At 41.9% G+C, this 24,635-nt stretch carries 16 protein-coding genes; 5 read left to right on the top strand and 11 right to left on the bottom strand.

All coding sequences use genetic code 11. From position 1 onward, the window contains the following. The 8 genes from pyrD to HGG78_RS15040 all read right to left on the bottom strand — a co-directional run. Positions 1 to 999, bottom strand: a 999-nt coding sequence (gene pyrD, locus HGG78_RS15075; protein ID WP_172533375.1) for a quinone-dependent dihydroorotate dehydrogenase, incomplete at its 3' end; no start/stop codon positions are given. Positions 1,000 to 1,046: 47 nt separating this feature from the next. Then, positions 1,047 to 5,888 (bottom strand): NAD-glutamate dehydrogenase, encoded by a 4,842-nt coding sequence (locus HGG78_RS15070; RefSeq protein WP_172533374.1) that lies wholly within the window; start codon positions 5,886 to 5,888, stop codon positions 1,047 to 1,049. A 182-nt stretch (positions 5,889 to 6,070) separates the two neighbouring features. Then, the gene (locus tag HGG78_RS15065; protein ID WP_053311562.1) at positions 6,071 to 6,289 is read right to left on the bottom strand and encodes a DUF2835 domain-containing protein; all 219 of its coding nucleotides are present in this window, start codon (positions 6,287 to 6,289) and stop codon (positions 6,071 to 6,073) included. Between the two features lie 48 nt (positions 6,290 to 6,337). After that, complete coding sequence (gene pepN, locus HGG78_RS15060) at positions 6,338 to 8,944, bottom strand: aminopeptidase N (protein WP_172533373.1); 2,607 nt, start codon at positions 8,942 to 8,944, stop codon at positions 6,338 to 6,340. A gap of 185 nt (positions 8,945 to 9,129) precedes the next feature. Further along, positions 9,130 to 9,804 carry a hypothetical protein gene (locus tag HGG78_RS15055; protein ID WP_168522242.1) on the bottom strand — a complete coding sequence of 225 codons (675 nt, stop codon included), beginning with the start codon at positions 9,802 to 9,804 and terminating at the stop codon, positions 9,130 to 9,132. A 141-nt stretch (positions 9,805 to 9,945) separates the two neighbouring features. Beyond that, positions 9,946 to 11,940, bottom strand: a complete 1,995-nt coding sequence (gene prc, locus HGG78_RS15050) for a carboxy terminal-processing peptidase (protein ID WP_172533372.1) — start codon at positions 11,938 to 11,940, stop codon at positions 9,946 to 9,948. Positions 11,941 to 11,957: 17 nt separating this feature from the next. Further along, entirely contained in the window at positions 11,958 to 12,581 is a 624-nt protein-coding gene (gene proQ, locus HGG78_RS15045) for an RNA chaperone ProQ (RefSeq protein ID WP_053311566.1), read from the bottom strand. Positions 12,582 to 12,680: 99 nt separating this feature from the next. Then, the gene (locus tag HGG78_RS15040) at positions 12,681 to 13,154 is read right to left on the bottom strand and encodes a GAF domain-containing protein (protein WP_168522246.1); all 474 of its coding nucleotides are present in this window, start codon (positions 13,152 to 13,154) and stop codon (positions 12,681 to 12,683) included. Between the two features lie 92 nt (positions 13,155 to 13,246). On the opposite strand from HGG78_RS15040, the gene HGG78_RS15035 reads away from it, so the two are divergent. The 4 genes from HGG78_RS15035 (at position 13,247) to rsmF (ending at position 20,495) form a co-directional block, all read left to right on the top strand. After that, positions 13,247 to 15,049 (top strand): ABC transporter ATP-binding protein, encoded by a 1,803-nt coding sequence (locus HGG78_RS15035; RefSeq protein WP_172533371.1) that lies wholly within the window; start codon positions 13,247 to 13,249, stop codon positions 15,047 to 15,049. Positions 15,050 to 15,076: 27 nt separating this feature from the next. Beyond that, on the top strand, positions 15,077 to 16,333 hold the full coding sequence (locus HGG78_RS15030) for a paraquat-inducible protein A (RefSeq protein ID WP_172533370.1): 1,257 nt from the start codon (positions 15,077 to 15,079) through the stop codon (positions 16,331 to 16,333). After that, positions 16,326 to 18,965: an MlaD family protein gene (locus tag HGG78_RS15025; protein ID WP_172533369.1), complete on the top strand. Its 2,640-nt coding sequence runs from the start codon at positions 16,326 to 16,328 to the stop codon at positions 18,963 to 18,965. The genes HGG78_RS15030 and HGG78_RS15025 overlap by 8 nt, the downstream gene beginning before the upstream one ends. Positions 18,966 to 19,070: 105 nt before the next feature. After that, a complete protein-coding gene (gene rsmF, locus HGG78_RS15020) occupies positions 19,071 to 20,495 on the top strand; it encodes a 16S rRNA (cytosine(1407)-C(5))-methyltransferase RsmF (protein ID WP_172533368.1) in 1,425 nt (474 codons plus the stop codon). A 175-nt stretch (positions 20,496 to 20,670) separates the two neighbouring features. Here the strand turns inward: rsmF and HGG78_RS15015 are convergent, their stop codons facing one another. Next, positions 20,671 to 21,504 (bottom strand): CvfB family protein, encoded by an 834-nt coding sequence (locus tag HGG78_RS15015; RefSeq protein ID WP_053311572.1) that lies wholly within the window; start codon positions 21,502 to 21,504, stop codon positions 20,671 to 20,673. A 100-nt stretch (positions 21,505 to 21,604) separates the two neighbouring features. On the opposite strand from HGG78_RS15015, the gene HGG78_RS15010 reads away from it, so the two are divergent. After that, complete coding sequence (locus HGG78_RS15010) at positions 21,605 to 22,957, top strand: hypothetical protein (protein ID WP_168522254.1); 1,353 nt, start codon at positions 21,605 to 21,607, stop codon at positions 22,955 to 22,957. A 22-nt stretch (positions 22,958 to 22,979) separates the two neighbouring features. On the opposite strand, the gene HGG78_RS15005 is transcribed toward HGG78_RS15010, so the two are convergent. Both HGG78_RS15005 and HGG78_RS15000 read right to left on the bottom strand, forming a co-directional pair. After that, positions 22,980 to 23,459, bottom strand: coding sequence for a PaaI family thioesterase (locus HGG78_RS15005; protein ID WP_053311574.1), 480 nt, complete (start codon positions 23,457 to 23,459; stop codon positions 22,980 to 22,982). Positions 23,460 to 23,577: 118 nt separating this feature from the next. Beyond that, positions 23,578 to 24,468 (bottom strand): putative PEP-binding protein, encoded by an 891-nt coding sequence (locus tag HGG78_RS15000; protein WP_172533367.1) that lies wholly within the window; start codon positions 24,466 to 24,468, stop codon positions 23,578 to 23,580. Positions 24,469 to 24,635: the final 167 nt, after the last annotated feature.

The raw sequence follows: 24,635 nt of genomic DNA, 5'->3' as shown, positions 1-24,635 counted from the left end.
ATATGTGTATAAGGAACAACCTGGGCCGTGGTAGATAAATCCAGAATAAACCTGAACAAGTTTAGCCCCTGCTAGCATTTTTTCTTTCGCTGCGATACAAGAGTCAATACCACCTACCCCAATAATAGGTAGTTTGTCACCTAGTTGTTCGTATAGGCACTTAATCACTTCAGTACTTCTAGATTGGACAGGACGTCCACTTAACCCACCCGCCTCGTTCGCAAATTTCATTCCTTCCACTAACGAGCGATCTAATGTGGTGTTAGTTGCAATAACACCATCGATGTTATTTTTGATCAACGATTGGCAAATCTGCTTAATTTCATCATCACTGAGATCCGGTGCGATCTTCAATGTTAGCGGCACATATTTATCATGCAGCTTGGCAAGTTCAGACTGTTTTGCTTTCAATACAGCAAGCAGATCATCTAATGCTTCACCATACTGAAGAGATCTTAACCCTGGAGTGTTGGGAGACGAAATATTTACAGCAATATATCCCGCGTATTGGTACACCTTCTCCATACAAATTAGGTAATCATCTGCGCCATTTTCAATCGGCGTATCTTTATTTTTACCAATATTGATACCAATGATTCCGTCGTACTTGGCTTTCTTTACATTCTCAACAAGGTTATCAACCCCTAAGTTGTTAAAGCCCATGCGGTTAATAATGCCTTCCGCTTGCACTAAACGAAATAGGCGTGGTTTATCGTTACCTGGTTGAGGACGCGGTGTTACCGTACCGACTTCCACAAAACCAAAACCCATCGCACCAAATGCTTCGATACATTCACCATTTTTATCGAGACCTGCTGCCAACCCTACTGGGTTTTTAAAGGTCAGTCCCATACATTCTACTGGACGATTAGGTAAGTGTTGGCGATAGAAGAGATCGAGAGGAGTGCCTGTTAAGCGTTTAAAGTTTTCAATTGCAAGATCATGTGCCTTTTCGGCATCAAGTTGGAAAAAGCCAGTCCTGGCTAAGCGGTAAAGCATTGTGCCTCCGAAATAAAAAAAGCCCCGTATAAACGGGGCGTTATTATTTACTCATTTGCTGCACAATTCAAATTTAAAAGTACTAATTCCCTTAATGCCACCGAGAATTTTGCAAATTCATGCACAGACCCCACTTTAAACTCATTTAAAATGCTCTCCCAACGAACTAATGACAGTTCGTTACTCACTATCCATTCGTCTAGCGCTTTGATTACATCTAACTCATCCGAACTGCAGGCACAATTGAGTACCTGAGCCGTTAATTGGCGTTGCTGCCAATCTAAATCTTCGCGGAATGCGGCACGAGCTAAAGCTTGCCAGTTATTATCCACACTTTGGCCGTTGATCTGTTTTAAGAACCAATGCAACGACAAACGATCGCCCAAGTTAAAGTAAAGTTTGGCAGTTTTAGCGACTGTTTTACCTTTTTCACGAGCCACTGTGGATATATCCAGTACTGAATAAAGGCTAGACAAACGAGCAACATAATTAGCAAGTTCAGCATTAATCCCTTTATCGATCCATACTTGAGCCATCGCGTTATGTTCGGTTACTTCATCTGCGACCAGCATGGTGTCTAAATCTGCAGCAACAGCGTGTACATCATTTTGGTACAAAGCAACCAGCTCTTTAACGGATTGTTTACCAGAGCGATTACGTAATAACCAACGAGATAAACGACGCAATGTTCGGCGCACTAAGAAAATAACTTCGTATTGCGCACTCGCCTCTGCTTTATTATCCAGTTGTCTAACTTGTTCTAGCACTTGCCCTAAACCATAAATTTCTCTGGCTGCAGTATAAGCGTTCGCAATATCAACCACATTTGCCCCAGTCTCTTCTTGAAGACGAGTGACAAAATTACAACCCATTTCATTAACCATTTGGTTGGCCAAAGCGGTGGCAATAATTTCTGCACGCAATGGGTGGTTTTGCATGTGTTGCGAATAGTTACGACGTAACTCTGTCGGGAAATAGCGAATCAGTTGTTGGGCATGGAATTCATCGTGTGAAATTTCTTCACAGGCTAACTGCTCTTTCAAAACCATTTTACCGTAGGCAACCAGCACAGAAAGCTCTGGACGCGTTAAAGCGAAACCTTGTTTTTCACGTTCAAGCAACGTTTCATCATCTGGAATATATTCCAATGCTCTATCAAGATGGCCAGCTTTTTCCAAGGTATGGATAAAACGAATTTGCTCTTTCACCAAGGATACGCCTTGCTGCTCTGTCACCGAAATAGACTCTGACTGGTCGTATGCATCATCAAGAACAATCTCACCGACTTCATCTTCCATCGATTCTAAGATCTGATTGCGTTGCTTAACGGTGAGATCACCGTTTGCGACTAAGCCATTAAGGAAGATCTTAATATTGACTTCATTGTCTGAACAATCAACACCACCGACGTTATCAACAAAGTCGGTATTCACACGACCACCAGCCAAAGCGTATTCGATTCGGCCAAGCTGAGTCATACCTAAATTACCACCTTCGCCAATCACTTTGGCTCGTAGCTCTCGACCATCAATACGCAATGCGTCATTTGCGCGATCACCCACATCACTATGTGTTTCTTTTGATGACTTAACGTAAGTACCGATCCCACCGTTCCAAAGAAGATCGACTTCCATTTTTAAGATCAATTTAATCAGATCATTTGGTGCTACTGTCGCTTTCTTCGTGCCCAACATTTTCTGAATTTCAGACGTTAGCGTGATTGATTTCGCTTTGCGAGAAAATATACCACCACCTTTTGAAATCAATTTTGGGTTGTAATCTTCCCAACTAGAGCGCGGTAAATTAAATAGTCGATTACGCTCTTCCCAGCTTTTCGCTGAGTCAGGCGTTGGGTCAATGAAGATGTGTAAATGGTTAAATGCGGCCTGCATACGAATATGTTTGGATAACAGCATGCCATTACCAAACACATCACCGGCCATATCACCAATACCAATCGCAGTGAAATCGGTGGTTTGACAATCAATGCCCATTTCACGGAAATGGCGTTTGACGGATTCCCAACCACCTTTTGCGGTGATCCCCATCGCCTTATGATCGTAGCCATTTGAACCACCAGAGGCAAAAGCATCACCTAACCAGAAGTTATATTCAGCCGATACTGAGTTGGCAAGATCTGAGAATGTTGCAGTACCTTTGTCTGCTGCGACAACCAAATACGGATCATCGTCATCGTGGCGAACCACATTTTTGGGCGGTATAACTTCACCTTCAATAATGTTGTCTGATACATCAAGCAATGCACGAATGAAGCGTTTATAGCAGCGCTGGCCTTCTGCAAAAATCTCATCACGTGTCGTAAACATATGTTGTTTCTTACACACAAAGCCACCTTTTGCACCAACTGGTACGATAACGGTGTTTTTCACTTGCTGTGCTTTAACTAGGCCCAAAATTTCTGTACGGAAATCTTCTTGACGGTCAGACCAACGTAGACCACCACGCGCGACCTTACCACCACGTAGATGTACACCCTCGATATCAGGTGCATAAACGAAGATTTCAAAAGCTGGTACTGGTGCTGGAATTTCAGAAATTTCACTTGGTTTCATTTTTAACGACAACCAAGGTTTGATCTGTTTATTTTTATCCAATTGGAAGTAGTTAGTACGAATGGTTGCCGTGATCATTTCCATATAACGACGAATAATACGATCATCATCCAAACTATCAACACGATCTAACTCTTCTGTGATGGTATTGATAAGATCGGTTTGACCTTTTTGAGCGCCTTTATGTTTAGGATCAAAACGTTTTAAGAACAGCTCCACCAGCCCTTTTGCTACATCAGGATAATGGCTAAGCGTATCTTCAATATATTGCTGACTGAATGGGAAACCCACTTGGCGCATATAACGAGCGTAAGCTCTAAGAATAGACACTTCACGACCAGTAAGTGATGCACCCAGCACTAATCGGTTGAAGCCATCACTTTCTAATTCACCAGCCCAAATTGCCGCAAACGCTTGTTGGAAACGATCTCGTGCCTCACGAAGATCGACACTTTTCTCGCTTTTATGCAGCATAGAAAAATCAAGGATCCAATACGTTTGGCCATTGAGTTTTCGCACTTCATAAGGTGACTCACCAATCACTCTTAACCCCAAGTTTTCAAGCATGGGCATCACATCAGATAGATGGATCGGTTGATCTCGGTGATACAGTTTCAAGCGAACCGCTTTGGAATCTACCGCCTCTTCTTGAGGTCGATAAAACAACATGCCCAGTTTGTTCTCTTCATTTAGCGCTTCGAGTCTTTGAATATCATCGACAGCGGAACCGGGCATCATGTCTTCTTTATACGAACGAGGGAATGCACGCATGTAGTCTTTTGATAATGGCAAACCTTTACTTTCGCCAAAATTAGACACTATCGCGTCAGACAAGCGGTCGTCCCAAGTTGATGATGCTTCCATTAAATTTTGCTCTACTGTTTTAACATCGACATCCATGTTGTTGTTATCAACACGAACAATGTAATGTGTTCTCGCAAGTGGGCTTTCAGAAAAATACGTAGTGAATTCGACTTCTTGTTCACAACCAAAATATTGTTGGAAAATTCTTTGAGTTTGACGACGAAGTTCTGTGTTGTAACGCTCTTTGGTAACATACACCATACAGCTGAAGAAACGTCCAAACGGGTCTTTTCGCACAAATAAGCGCAGTAGATCCCGATCTTGCATTTGTACAACACCCATTCCAACTTCAAGCATCTCTTCTTCACGCGCTTGTAGTAGTTCATCACGTGGGTAGTTTTCTAGAATATTTTGCAGCGCTTTGTATGAGTAAGAACCTTCACGATAACGGCTGGATTTTAAAATACGTTCAACTTTTTCACGAATAAGCGGGATCGTTTCTACACTCTGGTTATACACCGCAGAAGTATACAAACCACTAAAGCGGTGTTCACCAATCACTTTTCCCGATTTATCAAACTTCTTAATGCCGATGTAATCGGTATAAGCTGGGCGATGAATACGAGACTGAGTGTTGCCTTTTGTCACAATAAGCAAAAATGGCTTTTTTGCCTCAAGGCGCGCTGAATCCGGGAAATCAGATAATTTAACACTGCGAACTCGCTTAGCATCCGCAAATAATCCCAAGCCTTGGTCGGGTGTAGGTCTTAACTCGGTGTCCCCTTCAATGGAAACCAAATCAAACTCTTTGTAGCCCATAAAGGTAAAGTTATGGTTACCAAGCCAACGCAAAAACTTTATCGTCTCTTCATAACGATCGCTTTCCACTGGGATAAATTCTTTTTGGGTTTCGAGCTGAGCAATGACTTGATCTAGCTTTTCAACCATTGGTCGCCAATCTTGCACCACTAAACTGGTATCACTTAAGATACTCAGTAACTCATTTTTCAACACTGTCATTGTCTCTTTGCTACTCAGGCGATCAACCTCAATATGGAAAAGTGACTGCAATGCCCCTTCACCTTGGTTAATCGATGTAATATCACCATTTTCTGAACGAGCAATTTGAGTGGGACCATTAAGCATTAAATGCGATGAAAGATCTAAACGACTTAATGCCATTTTGACTGAGTCGACAAGGAACGGACTATCTGGAATAACAATTTCAACAATTGTATGAGTTGATTGCCAACCTTGGCGGCTTACCGTTGGGTTGAAGACACGTACCGAACGTTCTTCTGGATTTTTTTCGTTGATATGATGCCAAAGGCTAACCACCGCCCCATAAAGATCCGATTCATTACGTTCTGTGAGATCGTCATTGGAAATATTACTAAACAAATGTTGAGCAAGTTGAGTCACTAAAGGTTGATGAGCAAGGTCGAGTTTGTCTTGAATCAGTTGATACACTTTTTCAAGTAAAACTGGCACTAAAGTTTCACGCGCAGTCATGGCAGACTCCAAGATTATTATTTTTGTAGGGATGATGTAAGCATAGCGCTTACACTGTGCAGTGCATGGCTATATTGTAAAAGTTTTATTGATAAATAGTTAATGATTTTGAAGGTGGTCTGAGGTGAAATGTTTGAGAATGTGATTGAGATTCCTATTTAAATATCTAGGAAATTAGTCAGTCACAGCATTTCTAACTTTACAAACTTATTATTTTGGTCAGTTATCAATCTAAATCGACCTTTTACTCCAATTTGACTAATAAATGGACGAAATTTAGCTGCAGGTAATTGTAGACGTAAACCTTGATCAGTGATCACTTGCACACTACTGGCAACACCAGAATAGTGTGCTAAGTACGCTTGGTAGGAAATGTTTAACGAGAAGTAATATTGATTCATAGCATTCAATGAAAAGTGAGGCGACACATTACTGCCGCCTCATACTAGTTAAGATTCAAGTGCTTTTGTCACTTTCTCAAATAGATCGCGAGCTAAATCATCCATCGATTTCAGCATTTCAAGCTCTGTTTTGATCAGCGCTTGACGCTCTTCATCGTACAATCTGAATTTCAGTAATGGGTCGATAAGGCGCGAAGCAACTTGTGGGTTACTGTTGTTTAATTCACGTAGAATTTCACCTGCAAATCGATAACCCTCTCCAGATTTAGCATGGAAGTTAACGGGGTTCGCATTCAGGAATGAGCCGACTAAGCTACGAATACGATTAGGATTTTTTAGACTGAACGCTTCATGATCCATGGTTTGTTTAATTACATCTAGCACGTTTTGTGCAGGGTTCGTGCCTTGCAGGATAAACCATTTATCCATGACTAAACCGTCGTGTTTCCACTTATCGCTGTAGTCAGCCATTAGCGATTCACGACAAGCAAGTTGCGCACTGTTCGCCGCACTCATGGCCGCCATTGTATCGGTCATGTTATTGGCCGTATTGTATTGCGCTACCACCAAATCATTACCTTTAGTGGTGTAAGCTAGATACGCCAAACAAGTATTGCGCAATGCTCTTTTACCAATCGATTGGTGATCAATGGAATAGTGCGCTTGTTTTAAGCTGTTGTATACCGCAGTAAGCTCATCTTCGAGAGCATTCGACAACTGGACTTTTATTGCTTTAAGTACCGTGGCAATGGCATCAACATCAACACGCTTATACCACCCAGACACTTCGTTATGACTTGGTAAAGATAGCATTTCAGCAATGAACGCTGGTTCAAGTGAATCACTAAGCAAAACACCACGAAATGCATCAATTACCGATTCAGCTAGGTCAACATCTTTACCGGCTTGAACCCCAAGTACATTACTACGGATATATTTCGCCAGTAGCATTTGTCCTGCATCCCAGCGGGCGAATTCATTACGTGCATTCACCATAAGGAATGTGAGTTCATCATCGCTGTATTCGTATTCAAGCTTAACTGGCGCAGAAAATTCACGCAGCAAAGAAGGTACTGGTTTTTCCGTAACGTTCTCGAATACGAAGGTTTGCTTCGCATCCTTCACATTAAGCACATTGGCAATAGGTTTTCCGTTACGCTGTAACGGAATCACATCGCCATCTTTAGCATACAACTCTATATCAAACGGAATATGCAGTGGCGCTTTTTCTTTTTGTTCATGCGTTTCTTCAGTCACTTGCTCAATGGTTAACGAATAAGTTTGCTGTTGTGCATTGTATTCACTGCTGACTGAAACAATCGGTGTTCCTGACTGGCTATACCACAAACGGAACTGCGCAAGATCAACACCTGATGCATCTTCCATCGCGGAAACAAAATCTTCACAAGTTGCCGCCGTGCCATCGTGACGTTTAAAATAGAGCTTCATCCCTTTTTGGAATGCAGCTTCACCTAATAAGGTGTGCATCATTCGAATAACTTCACTGCCCTTCTCGTAAACCGTCAAAGTATAGAAGTTATTCATTTCTATCACTTTATCAGGACGAATTGGGTGTGACATAGGGCTGGCGTCTTCAGCAAATTGTGGCCCACGAATGGTACGCACATTGCTGATTCGGTTCACTGCACGGGAACCAAGATCGGATGAAAACTCTTGATCACGAAAAACGGTCAGCCCTTCTTTTAAACTCAACTGGAACCAATCACGACAAGTGACTCGGTTTCCAGTCCAGTTATGGAAATACTCGTGACCAATCACGGCTTCAATACCTAAGTAATCGGTATCGGTTGCCGTTTTCTCGTTTGCCAGTACAAATTTGGAATTAAAAACATTTAAGCCTTTGTTTTCCATTGCCCCCATATTGAAGAAATCAACCGCAACGATCATGTAAATGTCTAAATCGTATTCAAGGTCAAAGCGCTCTTCATCCCACTTCATTGAATTAATCAAAGAAGTCATCGCATGTCCAGCACGATCTAAATTACCTTTATCTACAAAGATCTCGAGAGCGACATCACGACCTGACTTGGTTTTATATTGATCACGCAATACGTCAAAATCGCCAGCAACAAGGGCAAATAAATAGGCTGGCTTCGGATGTGGGTCCTGCCATTTAACCCAGTGACGCCCTTCCGACAAATCGCCTTGGTCAATACGGTTACCATTACTTAATAAATATGGATATTGTAATTTATCTGCAATTACGGTGGTGGTGTATTTCGCCAATACGTCCGGACGGTCGAGGTAATAGGTAATACGACGAAAACCTTCCGCTTCACATTGGGTACAGAACGCACCACCCGATTTGTATAAACCTTCTAATGCTGTGTTAGCTTCAGGGTTAATTTGAGTGATGATCTCTAATTCAAATTGTTGAGGTAGTGAAGAGATCAACAAACCAGTTTCCAGCAATTGAAAATCGTGCCACTCTACTCCATTGACTTTCAATGACTTTAGTTCAAGGCCTTCACCATCAAGTAGTAGCTGGTTGCTTTCGTTCTTTTGCTGGACTTGAGAGACAGCTGTCACCAATGTACTGCTATCAAAGAGATCGAAGGTAAGTTCAAGTTCTGTGATGCTGTGTGACGGCGCTTGATAATCTTTGCGGTACTTGGCTTGCGGAGTATGAGCCATGTCGGAATCCTTTTTGACGAAATGAAATGTGACTGCCTATATCTAAGGCTTGTTATCATTAATAACAACCCCTCATATCAAAAAACGAGGTATTTTATACAAATACCCCATTAAATTGCTGACAATTTAAACATATAAAACAGAAATGACTACCGATAAGAGCCAAAACAGTGGATCCAATTTAGCTAACGAACACGTGTTAAGACTGCAAACATAGACCCGCCTTCAACCTCTAACGTCAAGGTATCACGGGCTAAAGTGTAGCGTGTATCATGCTCTCCATCTTTATAGAGCAGGACTAGGTGATCACCTTCTGTATAGTAAACACCTTTATGAACTGACTCGTTGCCATTAATGCCACTTACTCGTAACATAAAGACAAAATCAGGTTGTAATACCAAGTCTAACTGGCTGATATTACTAGAGGATAAATCTTCACCTGATATTTGTTCACTTAACCAAACGCCTGCTAAGGCGTTCGGTAAAACCTTAGTAAAAGTCACGCCGTTTAGATTAAGTAAATTATGATTGCTTTCATACTCGTAAACTTGTGGCTGAGATGATGTCACTCCAAGTATCAATGTGTTGCTATTAGCATCAAAATCACCTTGCCATTGATCAACACTAAAATCTTTCTTCTGGATATTAATTGTAAAACGGTAATTCGATTTCAAGGTCAATTTAATGGCTCGAAAATTTTCAGAAGATGAGTCAGGGTTAGCATTGAGTAGATACCAATCACCAAGCAAAAATGGAAGGTCAAACTGGGTTAAATCAGTATGTTTAGTACTTTCACTGCTGTAAACACTGTGCGTAACTAAAACGGTAATACAGGCAACAATTAGAGTAATCCATTTCATAGCACGTCCCTCACTTTTCATTAAGCTTAGGACCAGTTTTACGATGGCGCGACGGTATTTGATCTATATCACGTTATTTATTTGGTCTAAATAAGATCAAAAAAGCGAGCCGTAGGGCTCGCTTTAGATTGGATAGCTCAATTAATTTAGCATATCGACCGTAATTGCAACGGCTTCATCTAAATAAACATCTGGGGCTTCGTAATCTTTTGGTATGTCCTGCAATGTCTTGAATGGTTTATTACCACTCTCGGTTTGTCGCAAGTTGATACGAGTCAAACGTAACTGATCGGCTTTATCGCTTTCTTGCTTACGTACTTGCTCATTAAGAGAGATGGTATTGTCATCTTTCTCTGCTTTGTACTTAGCAATATCCTCGCGAATAAAACCAAACTCTCTGTCTGTTGCGATACGAGCTTGATGTTTAGTCGACAAGCTAACAATCAGGCTTTCATTACCCTGTAACTTATCATATTTCGCTTTATCAATATGATCCCAGGGTAGAGCGTTTGGCTCAACACTTTCCCCCGTGTCACTCGCTTCAATCGCGGTTGGGAACGCTATATCAGGCACAACCCCTTTATTTTGCGTACTACCACCATCAATTCGGTAAAACTTCTGAATCGTGTATTGAACGTAGCCTAACTCTTTATCAAATAAATCATAAATATGATTAAGCGAACGATGCTGTTGAACCGTACCCTTGCCGAAGGAGTTCTCTCCTAAGATAATCGCTCGACCATAGTCTTGCATTGCCGCTGCAAAAATTTCAGATGCAGAAGCACTGTAGCGATTAATCAGAACCGTCATTGGACCTTGATAACTGATTTTGCCATCGGTATCGCTGTTGACGTTAACACGGCCATAACTATCACGAACTTGAACGACAGGACCACTTTCGATAAACAGACCAGAAAGCGCTGTAGCTTCAGTGAGAGCTCCACCACCATTGTTTCGTAAATCGACGATGATGCCATCAACACTTTTTTGTTTAAGCTCCGCAATAAGTTTGTCTGTATCTTTTGATAAACCAACGTAGAAACTCGGTACTTCTAACACACCGATTTTCTTGCCATTTTTTTCAATGATTTCAGACTTAACCGCTCGGTCTTCTAAGCGAATTTTATCACGCACAATAGTTACAACGTGACTTTTGGCATCTTTACCTTCCGGCAAAATTTGCAACTGAACCTTGGTTCCTTTCGGGCCTTTTATCAGTTGTACAACGTCGTCTAATCGCCAACCAATAACGTCAACGATATCTTTACCATCTTGGCCAACACCAATAATCCGGTCACCTTCAGCTAACTGCTTGTTGGTCGATGCAGGACCACCAACTACCAGCGAACGAATAACCGTGTAGTCATCTGTCATCTGCAATACCGCACCAATACCTTCCAATGAGAGGTTCATTTCTGATTGGAACTGCTCAGCATTGCGCGGAGACAAATAGCTAGTGTGCGGATCCACTTCTCTAGCAAAGGCATTCATGTAAAGCTGGAAAACATCTTCACTATGAGTCTGAGACAAACGTTTAATGGCATTGTTGTAACGTTTACCTAGCGTTTCCTTAATCTCTGGCCACTCTTTACCCGTTAACTTAAGGTTTAACGCATCGTATTTAACGCGTTTACGCCACAGTTCATCCAGCTCTGCTTTATCTTTCGGCCACGAAGCCTTTGAGCGATCAAGCTCCATTGATTCATCAGTATCAAAAGTAATTTCTTGATCTAAAAGAGAAAGAGCATATTGAAAGCGTTCAAAACGTTTATGCATTGATAAATTGTACACATCAAATGCAATTTGGTTGTTACCCGCTTTAAGTTGATCATCAAGTTGAGTTGACCATGCTTTGAAAGAATCGATATCAGTTTGAGTAAAGATATTACGATTATAATCAAGCAGTTCTAGATAACGATTGAATATTGCTTGAGAAAAGCTGTCATCAAGATTGAAGTGCTTGTAATGAGAACGGGTGAAACGGGAAGTAACACGTTTACTCGCCGTTTCATGTTGAACTTCAGGAGTGAGAAGAGGAAGATCCTCTTGACTCAACTTGGCTTCTAAAGCCTGAGCTGATGAAACTGCTAGCCATAGGCTAGCAGCAATCAACGTTAATTTTGAACGGCATTTCATGCGTAGGAATTTCTCCTTTAAGCGCGCAAGTGCTCCACTTTTACAACCATTTGTAGGCCGTTAACAAGTTGAACGCGCACATCTTCCTTATTAATTTCAACAATGGTCGCAGCCATGTTTCCTTTACCCATGTTTACGTTCACTTGCTTACCAGTGATCATTTCATCGGCATTTAAAGCGCGTGTCTCTACCGGTTTTTCAACTTTCTGAGCTTTAGCTTGAGGACGACGAGCTTGAGGCTTCTTCGCTTTTGGCTGCTTCGCTTTCGCTTCTTCACGTGCTTTCTGTGCTTGTTCTTTACGACGCGCTTGCACACGAGCTTTGCTCTCTGCCAAGGCAGCTTGTGCATGCTCTACATGTTCTTCTTCTAACTCACCACATGGGTTACCATCAAGGTCAACGCGAGTCGCACCCGCTTTAACACCATGTAGGTAACGCCAAGATGACGTGTACTGTCTTAACGCAGCACGTAGCTGAGTTTTGCTCACTTTTTCATCTTCGCTTAGACGTTCAGCAAGATCTTGAAAAATACCAATTTTTAGAGGTTTGGCTTCACCTTCTAAAGTAAAGCACTTTGGGAAACATTCAGCAATGTACGCAATCACTTCTTTGCTGTTTTTTAACTTTTCAGTGTTTTCCATGAGGATTCCTGGTTTATGCGGCTTTTCCGCGAGGCATTAATATAAATATGTTCGGTATTATAGTGACCTAAATGCGAAAAACCACAGGCAATGACCAATTTATGCCTTGTTAGCGTGTGAATTGAGCAGCTTTTCTATCTCAACCATCAATTCTGTTAGTCCTTTTTCATCAATTTCCGAAAAACGGCCAATACTTGGGCTATCAATATCTAATACCCCTGCTACATTACCATTGATTGAAAATGGAATAACAAGCTCAGAATTACTCGCCGCATCACAAGCGATATGCCCTTCAAATGCGTGGACATCGTAAATACGTTGAACAGTATTGCTAGCGGCTGCCGTACCACACACGCCTCGCCCTAACGGAATGCGAACACAGGCAGGTTGACCTTGAAATGGGCCAAGCACTAGTTCACCATCTTTGATCAAATAAAAGCCAACCCAATTGAGATCCTCTAATTCCATATTAAGTAACGCACTTAAATTCGAAAGGTTCGCAATTAGATCCGTTTCAGATTCCAATAGCGCTAAGGCTTGTTTGGTTAAGCGCTGGTAATGTTCTATGTTCATATTAGCTAAACTTCCAATTGAAAACTAAAGACATCCGTTTTTGAACGACGTACAATTTCGCCACAATATAAATAGGATGCATTCTCATTACAATGATTAATTCAAGTGACACTATTAGCCGTTCTTGGTTGATAAAACAAGTAAAAAAACATCGAGCAACTTTGCTGTTTGCCAACGCCATTGCAATAGCTGCCACTTTAATCAGTGTCCCTATCCCCTTGCTTATGCCATTGATGGTCGATGAAGTACTTCTCAATAAACCCGCATCCGGTTTGGCAATGATGAATGCCGTCTTACCGACAGCATGGCAAACCCCAACAGGCTATATTGGGTTAACCTTATTGCTGGTCGTGTTGATGCGCAGCGTAAGCCAGGCTCTGAATATTCTTCAAAGCCGCCAATTCACTCTTGTTTCTAAGACCATCACCTATCATATGCGCGCTAAAATGATAGATAAATTAGGTCGAATTAGTATTCAACAATACGAGACAAGAGGTAGTGGCGGTATCAATGCTCACTTGATTACAGACATCGAAACTATCGATCAGTTCATTAGTAGTACGCTGAGCAAATTTATCATTAGCCTCTTTACTGTTATTGGTACTGCAGCCGTGCTGCTATGGCTTGAATGGCGACTTGGGTTGTTCATTTTATTAGTGAATCCAATTGTCATTTACTTTTCACGTAAACTGGGCAGTAAAGTAAAGCACCTCAAGAAACGCGAAAACCAATCTTATGAGCGTTTTCAAAATCGGCTGGTAGAAACTTTAGACGGTATTTACCAACTTCGTGCTGCTAATAAAGAACGTGTATTTCTAAATCAATTAAAAATGCAAGCGAACCAAGTGCGAATCGATGCTGATAAGTATGCTTGGCAATCTGAAGCAGCTGGGCGCGTTTCTTTTCTTCTCTTCCTACTCGGTTTTGAGCTTTTCAGAGCCGTAGCAATGTTGATGGTTCTGTTTAGTGATTTAACCATTGGTCAAATTTTTGCTGTATTTGGCTATTTGTGGTTTATGCTAGGTCCGGTTCAAGAGCTGCTAGGCATTCAATTTTCTTGGTACAGTGCCAAAGCCGCCTTTATTCGCATCAACGCTCTACTATCGCTTGATGAAGAGCCAAGACCGATAAGTAAAATCAACCCATTTACGCAGCAAAAGCAGGTTGATGTAGAAATATCACACATAAATTTTGCCTACGATAATGACCAAAATGTGCTAACAGATCTGTCACTGAGTATTCCTCGCGGTAAAAAAGTCGCCTTAGTCGGCGCTAGTGGTGGTGGTAAATCAACACTGATTCAGCTGTTGATTGGTATGTATCAACCCAAATCTGGAGAAATTCGTTTTAATGGCGCCACAACCGAAGAGATCAGTTTTGATATTATTAGAGATAATATAGCCGTTGTATTACAGCAACCTATACTATTTAACGATACTTTGAGGCATAATTTGACTTTGGGTGAGCATTACGATGAAACCCAACTTTGGCAGGCGCTACAAATTGCCCAAATGCAAGATGTTATTGCTAATTTGAGTGACGGACTGGATACTTTAATTGGGCGAAACGGCATTCGGCTATCAGGTGGACAGCGTCAACGTTTAGCGATTGCTCGTATGGTGCTTAGTGATCCTATGTTCGTTATTTTGGATGAAGCCACTTCAGCCTTAGACACAGCCACTGAAGCAGCGCTGCATGATGCTCTAAACGATTTTTTGAGTGGCCGAACCACATTAATTGTTGCGCATCGCCTTTCAGCCGTGAAACAGGCAGACATCATTTACGTGCTTGAAGATGGCCAAGTAAGCCAGACTGGTACGCATCGGGAATTAGTAACACAAGATGGTTTATATCAAACGTTATATGGAAATATACAGTCACACGCCACTCAGTGACAACGTCACTAAGAATGAGGCTCTTGTTTGCCTGTGAAAGTTCTTGAACAGCATCCTAATGCGTCAAATGCTATCAGACTCTGCCAAGGCTGCGAACTGGCGGTTGATATAGTTGAAGTCGCACAAGGTAAAAGTGCTTATTGTCCTCGCTGCGGTACTCAACTGTACCGCGGGGGTAAACCATCTTTATCTGGTGACCTTGCGATAGCGGTAACCTGCTTATTACTGTTCATTCCTTCGCATTTTTTCGATTTTATTAGTATTCGTTTGGTTGGCGTAATGATTCCCGCCACCCTACCCTCAGGGGTATTGGCTTTGATGGATGAAGGCTTTTCTCTGATTGCATTACTGGTTTTGTTTTGCAGTTCGATTGCCCCATTTTTAGTGTGTTCTTCAGTGGTCACAGCGCATATGGCACTGCGCTTTCGCTGGTTTTCTGTACTCAACTATTCGCTTATTATCATTCACAAACTAAAACCTTGGGTGATGATCGATGTTTTTTTGGTCAGCGTAGCGGTTTCTTGCTTTAAACTTCAAGATTACTCAGATATTCATATTGGCGTTGGGCTGTATGGTCTGGTGTTGCTACAATTGGCTACGGTTCTACTTGCTACCCGCGTCAGCGTGAGACGTTATTGGGAAGCATGGAAACCAGAAAATCAATACACATTTGAACATAAAGATGTCCACTGCCATCATTGTCATTTATCGCAACCCGAAAACCACCATTGTGTCCGCTGCGAGCAAAAGCTCTATCACCGCAAGCCTAATTCAATACAGCGTACCTGGGCCTATTTAATCGCTGCAAGCATTGCTATTTTCCCTGCAAACCTTATCCCAATATCAATCTTGATCACCAATGGACAACGATTGGAAGACACCATTTTTTCTGGTGTTGCATCATTAATTAATAGCGACATGGTCGGAATAGCCATCATTATTTTTGTCGCAAGTATTGTCGTACCTATTATCAAAATTTTTGGCCTGACCTATTTGCTTCTTGCAATCAAATTCAAACGGCAAGTGTACCATCGGCAGCGCATGACGATTTTCTTTGCTATTAAATGGATAGGTAAATGGTCTGTTATGGATCTGTTCGTAATTTCAATTATGCTGACATTAGTCGATCGAGGGCAAATTCTCGATTTTACACCGGGTTATGGTGCTGTCGCCTTTGGCATGGTCGTCGTCTTGACCATGTTAGCGGCTGAAAGCATGGACCCTCGACTCATCTGGGATAACTACCCAGATACATCAGAAAAAAATGAGCTTTCAAATGAGTAAATCAGCTTCAACCCAGAATTCTTACACCCCTGATGTGAAAAGAAATAAAGGTATTTCTCCTCTCTGGATTTTACCAATACTAACCATGTTGCTTGCCGGATGGTTGGTTACAAAAGCAATTCATGATGCAGGGGAAAGAATTCAAATTTATTTTTCGGATGCTCAAGGTTTAGTTGCTGGTAGAACAACCATTCGCTACCAGGGCTTAGAAGTCGGTATGGTACGTGATATCAACTTATCTGAAGGGTTAGAAAGCATTTACGTGGATGCAGATATTTATCCAGAAGCAACCCAACTGCTCAATGACCAAACGCGTTTCTGGTTAGTCAAACCAACCGCTAGCCTTTCAGGTATTTCTGGGTTGGATGCGCTAGTATCAGGTAACTATATTGCGATTCAACCGGGCAATGAAGGTACCTCGACGGATCACAATAATATCTTTCGCGCTTTAGATAATGCCCCTTCAGATTTACAACCCGATCAAGGGTTGATTATTTCTTTGAAAGCACGTGATTTAGGGGGGCTTTCTATTGGCTCTCAAATTGTCTATAAGAAAATACCTATAGGCGAAGTCTTTAACTATCAACTCGATAAAGACGCAAAATCAGTCATCATCCAAGCCTCTGTCGATGATGAATATCGACACATCATTACTAATGAAAGCCGTTTTTGGAATGTCAGTGGCATTGGTGCCAGTATTGGTTTTGAGGGAGTTGATGTTCGATTAGAAAGCCTCAGCGCTCTTATTGGCGGGTCCATCGCGGTCGATTCCCCTGATGGTGGAGAGCCCGTCAAACAGAATACCCAGTTTAGACTCTATAGAGATTTAAAAACAGCAGGTCGTGGTATTCCCGTCAAGATAACCCTACCCGATCAACATAATATTGGTTCAACTGGAGCTCCTATCATGTATCGAGGAATTGAAGTTGGCCAAGTGACAGACTTGCAATTAAGCCAAGGACGAAAACAAGTCGTTGCCTCTGCCGCCATTCAACCTGCTTTCAGTGACATGCTAAATTCTGGTAGTCGCTTTGTGTTAGAAGAGGCAAAAGTTTCACTCTCGGGCGTTGAAAATATTGGTAACTTAATCAAAGGTAATTATTTGACTCTGGTTCCAGGAGAAGGCAGCAAGGCAAGGAGCTTCACCGCTATCCGACAATTTGAGTTCAACCAGTCACAAGCTAAATCCATTGCGATTAAACTTATTGCAGACAGCTCATATGGGTTAGATGTTGGCACTCAAATTCTATATCGAGGCATTGCTGTCGGTTCAGTTATTGGTGTCGTGTTAGAGCAAGACCACGTAGCCTTAAACACCTTAATTGACGAGCAGTACTCATCCCTGATTCGCTCTCAAAGTCGCTTTTATATTACAGGGTCGGCAACCGCAGAGCTCACGGAATCAGGACTCAATGTATCAATCCCTCCAGCCAAACAATTATTAACTGGTTCAATTAGTTTTGTCAGTGAAGGGAGCGAGAAAGTTTATCCCGAATATCATTTATACCCGAGTCAGTCTTTGGCGGAACTTGCAAAATACAACCAAAGCGGTTCGCAAATGCTGACTCTTTTAGCTGATGAATTACCACCAATCAGCCAAGGTAGCCCTCTTCTGTACCGTAATTTGCAAGTCGGTAGCGTCTCTGGATTTAAGCTTACGAAAGACGGTGTAAAAATCGAGGTGAAAATTGAGAATCAATACCGTCACCTGATTACGAGCCAAACTGTATTTTGGAATCGTTCTGGTGTTGAAGTCGAGGCATCACTGGCCGGCGTTAGTGTCAAAGCAGCACCACTCAAAACATTGCTACAAGGTGGTATTGCGTTTGATTCCTTGCAAGGTATCGATAATAAAAATAATAGCTTGTGGAAATTATATGACAGCTATGAGCAAGCGAGAAAATATGGACAAGAAGTGACCTTGATTGCTGATAGTTCTCTTGGTATCACTGAGGGGACATCGATTAAATACAATAATATTGTTGTTGGTGAAGTCACATCTGTAACTCCCGACTTTCAGACCGGCATCATAACTCTTAAAGCCCGTATTGATCCTAGTTACGCCAATGATGTTGCAAGAGCTGACACGCATTTCTGGGTTGCTAAAACTAAAATCGGCCTAGATGGTATCGAAAACTTACAAAACTTAATCACCAGTAGTATTGAAGTACGGCCAGGTACTGGCAAGCCGAATTATCAATTCAAGTTAGAAAAACAGCCGAAGCAAGAAACAGGTGTTGAGTTTACACTGCAAAGTGAAAGACGAGGCTCAGTGACTGAAGGAACACCAGTCCTTTACCGAGAAATGGAAGTAGGCGTCGTCACCCATGTAAAATTAGGCGACTTCGCTGACCGAGTTATTTTCACGGTAGAAATTCAAAAACCGTTCGCTTATTTAGTGCGTAATAACAGTGTGTTTTGGAATGTTTCTGGGGTTGATGTCTCTATCGGGTTATCAGGCGCCAACATAAAGGCTGGAACCATAGACAGTATTGTGCGTGGAGGGATTACCTTTGCGACTCCCGAACAAAAGCAGTTACAACCTATCGCAAAACAAGGGCAAGCGTTTTACTTGTACCCTGCGGCAACACCAGAGTGGACTCAGTGGAGAACAGCGATTCCCAAACCTTAATCCGCCTCTTTAAAAAATGCAGCCTCCGAGCTGCATTTTTTACGGTTCTTATCTCATCTCGATTCTTATATAATTCGCAGCCAAACTTCCAGATGAGACAGAACCTTGCACGCCAACATAACATTGCCAGAAGCATTTCTTACGACAATTGAAGCAATATTACCCAATGAACTCACTATGAGTGATTTTATTGCAGCTTGTCAGCGCCCTCTTCGTAAAAGTATTCGAGTCAATACACTCAAGATCTCTACCGAACACTTTTGCCAGCGAGCAGCAGAAAAAGGATGGCAATTGTCTCCAGTGCCTTGGTGTGATACGGGGTTTTGGATTGAAGCTGATGAGTCGCAAGTTCCTCTCGGCAACACAGCTGAACACATGGCGGGGCTTTTTTATATTCAAGAAGCCAGCTCCATGATGCCAGTTTCAGCTCTATTTATGGATGAAAGCGCCCCCTTTAACTCTGTATTAGATATGGCGGCAGCACCCGGCTCAAAAACCACACAAATAGCCGCTCAAATGGGTAATTTAGGTGTTTTAGTCGCCAATGAATTTTCAGCCAGTCGCGTCAAAGTACTGCACGCCAACATAGAGCGTTGTGGCGTGCGCAATAGTGCACTTAGCAATTTTGATGGTCGAGTGTTTGGAGGGTGGTTACCAGAACAATTTGACGCAGTACTTATTGATGCGCCTTGTTCTGGTGAAGGCACGATCCGTAAAGATCCAGACGCAATGAAAAACTGGAGTAAAGCGTCGGTACTTTCCATTGCTGAAACACAAAAAGACTTAATTGAAAGTGCTTTTCATGCTCTCAAACCTGGTGGCGTAATGGTTTACTCTACCTGTACATTAAGTACAGAAGAAAACCAACAAGTTTGTCACCATCTAAAGGCCACCTTCGGCGAAGCGTTAGAATTTGTTTCTCTAGGTGATTTATTTGAGAATGCCAGCGCTTCATTAACTGAAGATGGCTTTTTGCATATCTTCCCGCAAGTTTACGATTGTGAAGGTTTCTTTGTCGCGAAAATCCGTAAATTAAGTTCCGTTCCAAGCCCTGAAGTTAAAAAGCGTTTGGGTAAATTCCCATTTGAAAAAGCCAGTACCAAAGTACAGCAAGATATTGCACTACAGCTTAAGAAATCACTGGATATTGTGCTGCCTAGCGACGCCAGCGTATGGTTGCGCGATAACGATGTATGGTTATTTCCCAACACATTAGAGCCGATGTTGGGTGAACTACGTTTTTCTCGAATGGGGATAAAAATTGCTGAAGCGCATAAGAAAGGTTATCGCTGGCAACACCAAGTCGCGACAGCGCTAGCTACTGGCAATGAAGCCAATTGCGTCATACTTTCGGTTGATGAAGCAAGAGATTGGTACATGGGCAGAGATGTCAGACCAGAACAACCATCGAGCCAAGGTGAAGTCATCGTAAAGCTCGGGAATGATGTAATTGGGTTAGGGAAATGGGTCGGTAACCGCGTTAAAAATGGCTTGCCAAGAGAGCTAGTTAAAGACAAAAACCTATTCTAAACGGATAAACTATAGAATGAAATTCTAAAAAATCATCGCTAACGCGTGCATACCGACTACACTTATCAGGAAAGCACGACACGACTCTTTAGTGATTAGCGTAGGCTCTGTAAGAGCCATTCCCCTGGGCCCAAAGACGGTTGAGTTTTGGGCCTTTTTTTTCTTCCAACAATAATTAGACTAAACGAATACCGTCAGGTTCGATGGTAATTTTGCCCTGCTTATAGAGACCACCAATGCTTTTCTTAAACGTGCCTTTACTAGTACGGAAGGTAGCAAAAATAGCGTCAGGCGTTGACTTATCACTTAACGGTAAGAATCCACCTTTTTTCTCCAGAAGTTCAAGGATTTTCGCGCTCATTTCATCCATTTTTTCGACACCAACTTTTTGCAAAGCAAGATCAATTTTTCCATCTTCGCGAACGTTCTTAATGTACCCCTTCAACGATTTGCCGATAAATAGCTTGCCAAACACATCCGATGGGAAAATCATCCCCCAATGTTGACCATTGATGATCGCTTTATAGCCTAAATCTGAACGCTCAGCGATAAGCAGATCCACTTGTTGATTCTTCGTGTAATTAGCCGGAGTCTTATCCAATACTTTATTGAACTTTGTTGTCCCTACAATACGACCAGAAGCCTTATCGGTATAAACATAAACCAGAATGGTCTGCCCTTCAGTAAAGCGCGCTCGTTGTTCACTGTAAGGAACCAATAGGTCTTTATCCTTGACTCCCCAATCAACAAAAACACCAGTACTGTTAACACCTTCGACTTTCATTAAACCCCATTCGCCCACTTTAGCAATGGGAGTCTCGGTTGTCGCAGCTAGCTGATTATCTGAATCAAAATACAAAAACACATCAATTTGTTGCCCTAACTCAACACCTTCGGGTACAAATCGATTCGGTAGTAACGTCGTACCAAAATCACTTGCATCTAAAAACACGCCGAAATCGGCAATTTTCACGACTTCTAAACTGTTTATTTGACCAACATTAATCATTTACTTTGTCTCACCTCAATTTTACAGAGATTATACGTGATCTCTGTTATCCTTTCCCCCATTGAAGGAGAAAAATAAGTAATTTTTTCAGGAGCTTTCTTTGGTTAATGTAGATAAACAAGACGCGATTACGCTTAAAATTTCACATGCCACGTCCCAGAGCAAAGAGGTTGATCTGGACATTTATCTATTCATTCCTGGTGATTTAGGTTTAACTCCCGAAATTCTGCCTGAGTCAGAATTCTACTATAGCTCTATCCATCAAAAACGTGCCTATTACAGTGATAAAACTTTACTGCCTTTGGTGCATAGCCGCCTTGCTCAGCGCGGTCGACTCTCCTCGACTCAATATCGCGTCAGTTTAAGCCTATTCGCTTATCAATATGTGATTGCATTGGACAAAGCAGTGGTTCATTTGACCACAACGAGTGACAGCGTCACAGAAGATGAGGTGGATAGCGTCATTGAGCTCTCTTTGGACATCCTTAAAAAGTTACGTCGAAGCATTCCTTACGAAGAAAACTTAAAGCGCTATTACGCCAACATCGATAACTACCTATCTTGGTACACAGAACAAAAGTTTCTCTCGCTGGTAGCACATATGAATCGTGATGGCGATTATAAAACCATCAAAGAGCGTTTAATTACTTTAGTCGAGAAAGAACAAGCACACCGTAAGCTAAATAACTACAATTCAGCAAAAGCTGGCGATGACATCACTCGGTTAAGCAATAAAATGCGTCTGCTTAGACGATTGATTGAGCACCCAATCGTACTCAATGAGAAAGTAACGTCTTTAGGTAGCAATATGAAACGGGCAGTAAAAGGCATCGCAACAGGATTAGTCATGCTTTTTGTTACCATTATTGCGATTACCGCTCGCGATTATTGGGGAGAAATTACGGCTTCCTTCATCATCGCCATGTCATTTGTTTATGCGCTTCGCGAAATATTTAAAGACGACTTACGAGACATACTATGGCGTTGGATTCGTCGGGGTAAACCTAAGTGGAAACGCCGTTACATAGACCCAACCACAGGAAAAACGGTAGGACATAAGCTAGAGTGGCTAGACTATACGAACCTCAATAAGTTACCCGATAGAATCAAAGCGATACGCAAAAAGAGAGTAGTCCAACGTGAGGAGCAGGTACTGCATTATCGATCCGAAACGCAAATGTCGACTTCTCGTTTTATGAGCGGCTATGAAGAAACACGTGAAACGCTACAGGTTGATCTTCGCCCCATCACTCGTTTAATAGACAAAGGCTCAAACAGAATCTACCAATTAAACGGTGGACAAGTCAGCCGCGAGTCCGTTGAAAAACGGCACTTACTAAACTTGATCATTAAAGAAGATAACCACCAAGGTAAAGCGCGCTACTATCGTTGGAAAATAGTGCTTAATCGCAGCAAAATTGTCGATGTTGAACAAATTGAATTGGATGGGTAACGTCCAATTCAATCTAATGGTTTTACTTCCCTATTCGCTTTAGAGATAGCGTCAAAAGAAACTCAGCCATAACTTCATCGCCATGTAAAGTAGGACATGTTGCAGTAATTTTCACTATCTGATTAACACGCTCTCCAGTGGCTATTGTTTCATCCAGCATGCTGTCAATGAGCTGACCGTCATGACAATGAAAATGCACATCGGCCTCAGGACGTTTTAAGAATTCAGCCTGTAAGGCTTTAAAAGCCAAAGAAACTTTGCTGCCCCGTTGTTCAGCTTTATGCATGGCCATAAAACCACCTGCTACATCAGCACCAACCGCAAGTACACCAAAATACATACTATTTAAGTGGTTTTTATTGCGCCGCTTTAAAGGAATTCTGATCTCAACCGACTGATCATTCAACTGCAAAATTTTGGGACGGCATGACCAAATAAGTGGTACTTTGAAAAAGCCAAATAGGCTTAAGTAGAGGTTTGCTTTGGTAAGTGGGGAGAGCATATAAACTGACCTTTTTATATAGTTGTCGGACCAGTTCAAATTACAGCGCGATAAATGTCAATAAATTGTTACTAAAAGTAAGAGCTGAGCGTAACTATTATACGCTCAGCTGAATTCATTATATTTTTACCACAACATCTGCTTGTGTATTTTCCACTAAATGCTCTTGAAGTTTTGGATAGTCGGCTAGAGATTGCGTAACCACTAGAATCGGCTTTTTGGCGAGGCAAGCAGCTTTGACAGCTAAGTCCAATAGTGCAACAACGGCTTCACTTTCAGGATTAAATAGATGCGCAAGTGCAGCATTGTTCTTATCGATGCCCAAAGTGTATTGCGTTAGATTATCAATATTAATTGTGATGCCATCGAAATAGTGCATTAAACGCTCTGCTAACAACGCCGCCGAAGGCACATCACAAGAGTAATGTACTTTCAAACCTTGCAAACCACGCGGTAATCCTTGCTCTGCAAGACGGTCGATGATCGTAGCCGCATCGCTCAATGTTCTAACAAACGGCACGACAATTTCTACATTCACACCCGCATTGCGTAAAGCTTTAATCACCGAACACTCATAGGAAAATGCTTTTGCATACTGCTGAGAAGCAAAGCGAGAAACACCTCTCACTCCCATAGCTGGGTTGATTTCCTCGGGTTCAACCGAGCCACCAAGCAATGCTTTGTATGCATAGCTATCAGCATCACTTAAACAAACTCGAATCGTTTGATGTGACTCTTGCACCGCTGACAATACTTTATCCACAATCGTTGCGGTAAAGTGTTCCGAAACCTCTTTATCATTGAGAATCGACTGCGCCGATTCTTGTTCTAGCTCTGATAAATTCGCAAAATGCTGCTCAATCGATGGGTGATAAAATAGCGAATCCAATATGATATCTGACAGTGAGACATAAAGATGTTGAGCGTTTCCACTCGTTTCTATGGCCGCTGGAAGAGCATCACCAAGAACTAACTGTGCATGCATCGTGTTATTTTGTGTCAAACTCATTACTGCTCCCTAACACTTTTTATTATCTTAATCTGGAAAATACCTATAGCGAAGATCGAATACAAGAATAAAATTAGATATTTATGAAAATAAATTGAATAACTTTTCACTTTACACATTATCGATAATAAGTTTTCCGTTTTACAGTTTATTCCTCTTGCCAATTC

Source organism: Vibrio aestuarianus, from assembly GCF_012395185.1.
Classification (GTDB): Bacteria; Pseudomonadota; Gammaproteobacteria; order Enterobacterales; family Vibrionaceae; genus Vibrio; species Vibrio aestuarianus.
This window is presented reverse-complemented; position numbering and strand designations above follow the sequence as displayed.

Bases quoted from the DNA above. Each gene is read 5' to 3' on its own strand.
- pepN (WP_172533373.1), bottom strand. From the start codon at position 8,944: ATGGCTCATACTCCGCAAGCCAAGTACCGCAAAGATTATCAAGCGCCG.
- HGG78_RS15070 (WP_172533374.1), bottom strand. From the start codon at position 5,888: ATGACTGCGCGTGAAACTTTAGTGCCAGTTTTACTTGAAAAAGTGTAT.
- HGG78_RS15055 (WP_168522242.1), bottom strand. From the start codon at position 9,804: ATGAAATGGATTACTCTAATTGTTGCCTGTATTACCGTTTTAGTTACG.
- HGG78_RS15005 (WP_053311574.1), bottom strand. From the start codon at position 23,459: ATGCTCTCCCCACTTACCAAAGCAAACCTCTACTTAAGCCTATTTGGC.
- HGG78_RS15025 (WP_172533369.1), top strand. From the start codon at position 16,326: ATGAGTAAATCAGCTTCAACCCAGAATTCTTACACCCCTGATGTGAAA.
- prc (WP_172533372.1), bottom strand. From the start codon at position 11,940: ATGAAATGCCGTTCAAAATTAACGTTGATTGCTGCTAGCCTATGGCTA.
- HGG78_RS15000 (WP_172533367.1), bottom strand. From the start codon at position 24,468: ATGAGTTTGACACAAAATAACACGATGCATGCACAGTTAGTTCTTGGT.
- HGG78_RS15035 (WP_172533371.1), top strand. From the start codon at position 13,247: ATGATTAATTCAAGTGACACTATTAGCCGTTCTTGGTTGATAAAACAA.
- HGG78_RS15040 (WP_168522246.1), bottom strand. From the start codon at position 13,154: ATGAACATAGAACATTACCAGCGCTTAACCAAACAAGCCTTAGCGCTA.
- proQ (WP_053311566.1), bottom strand. From the start codon at position 12,581: ATGGAAAACACTGAAAAGTTAAAAAACAGCAAAGAAGTGATTGCGTAC.
- HGG78_RS15015 (WP_053311572.1), bottom strand. From the start codon at position 21,504: ATGATTAATGTTGGTCAAATAAACAGTTTAGAAGTCGTGAAAATTGCC.
- HGG78_RS15065 (WP_053311562.1), bottom strand. From the start codon at position 6,289: ATGAATCAATATTACTTCTCGTTAAACATTTCCTACCAAGCGTACTTA.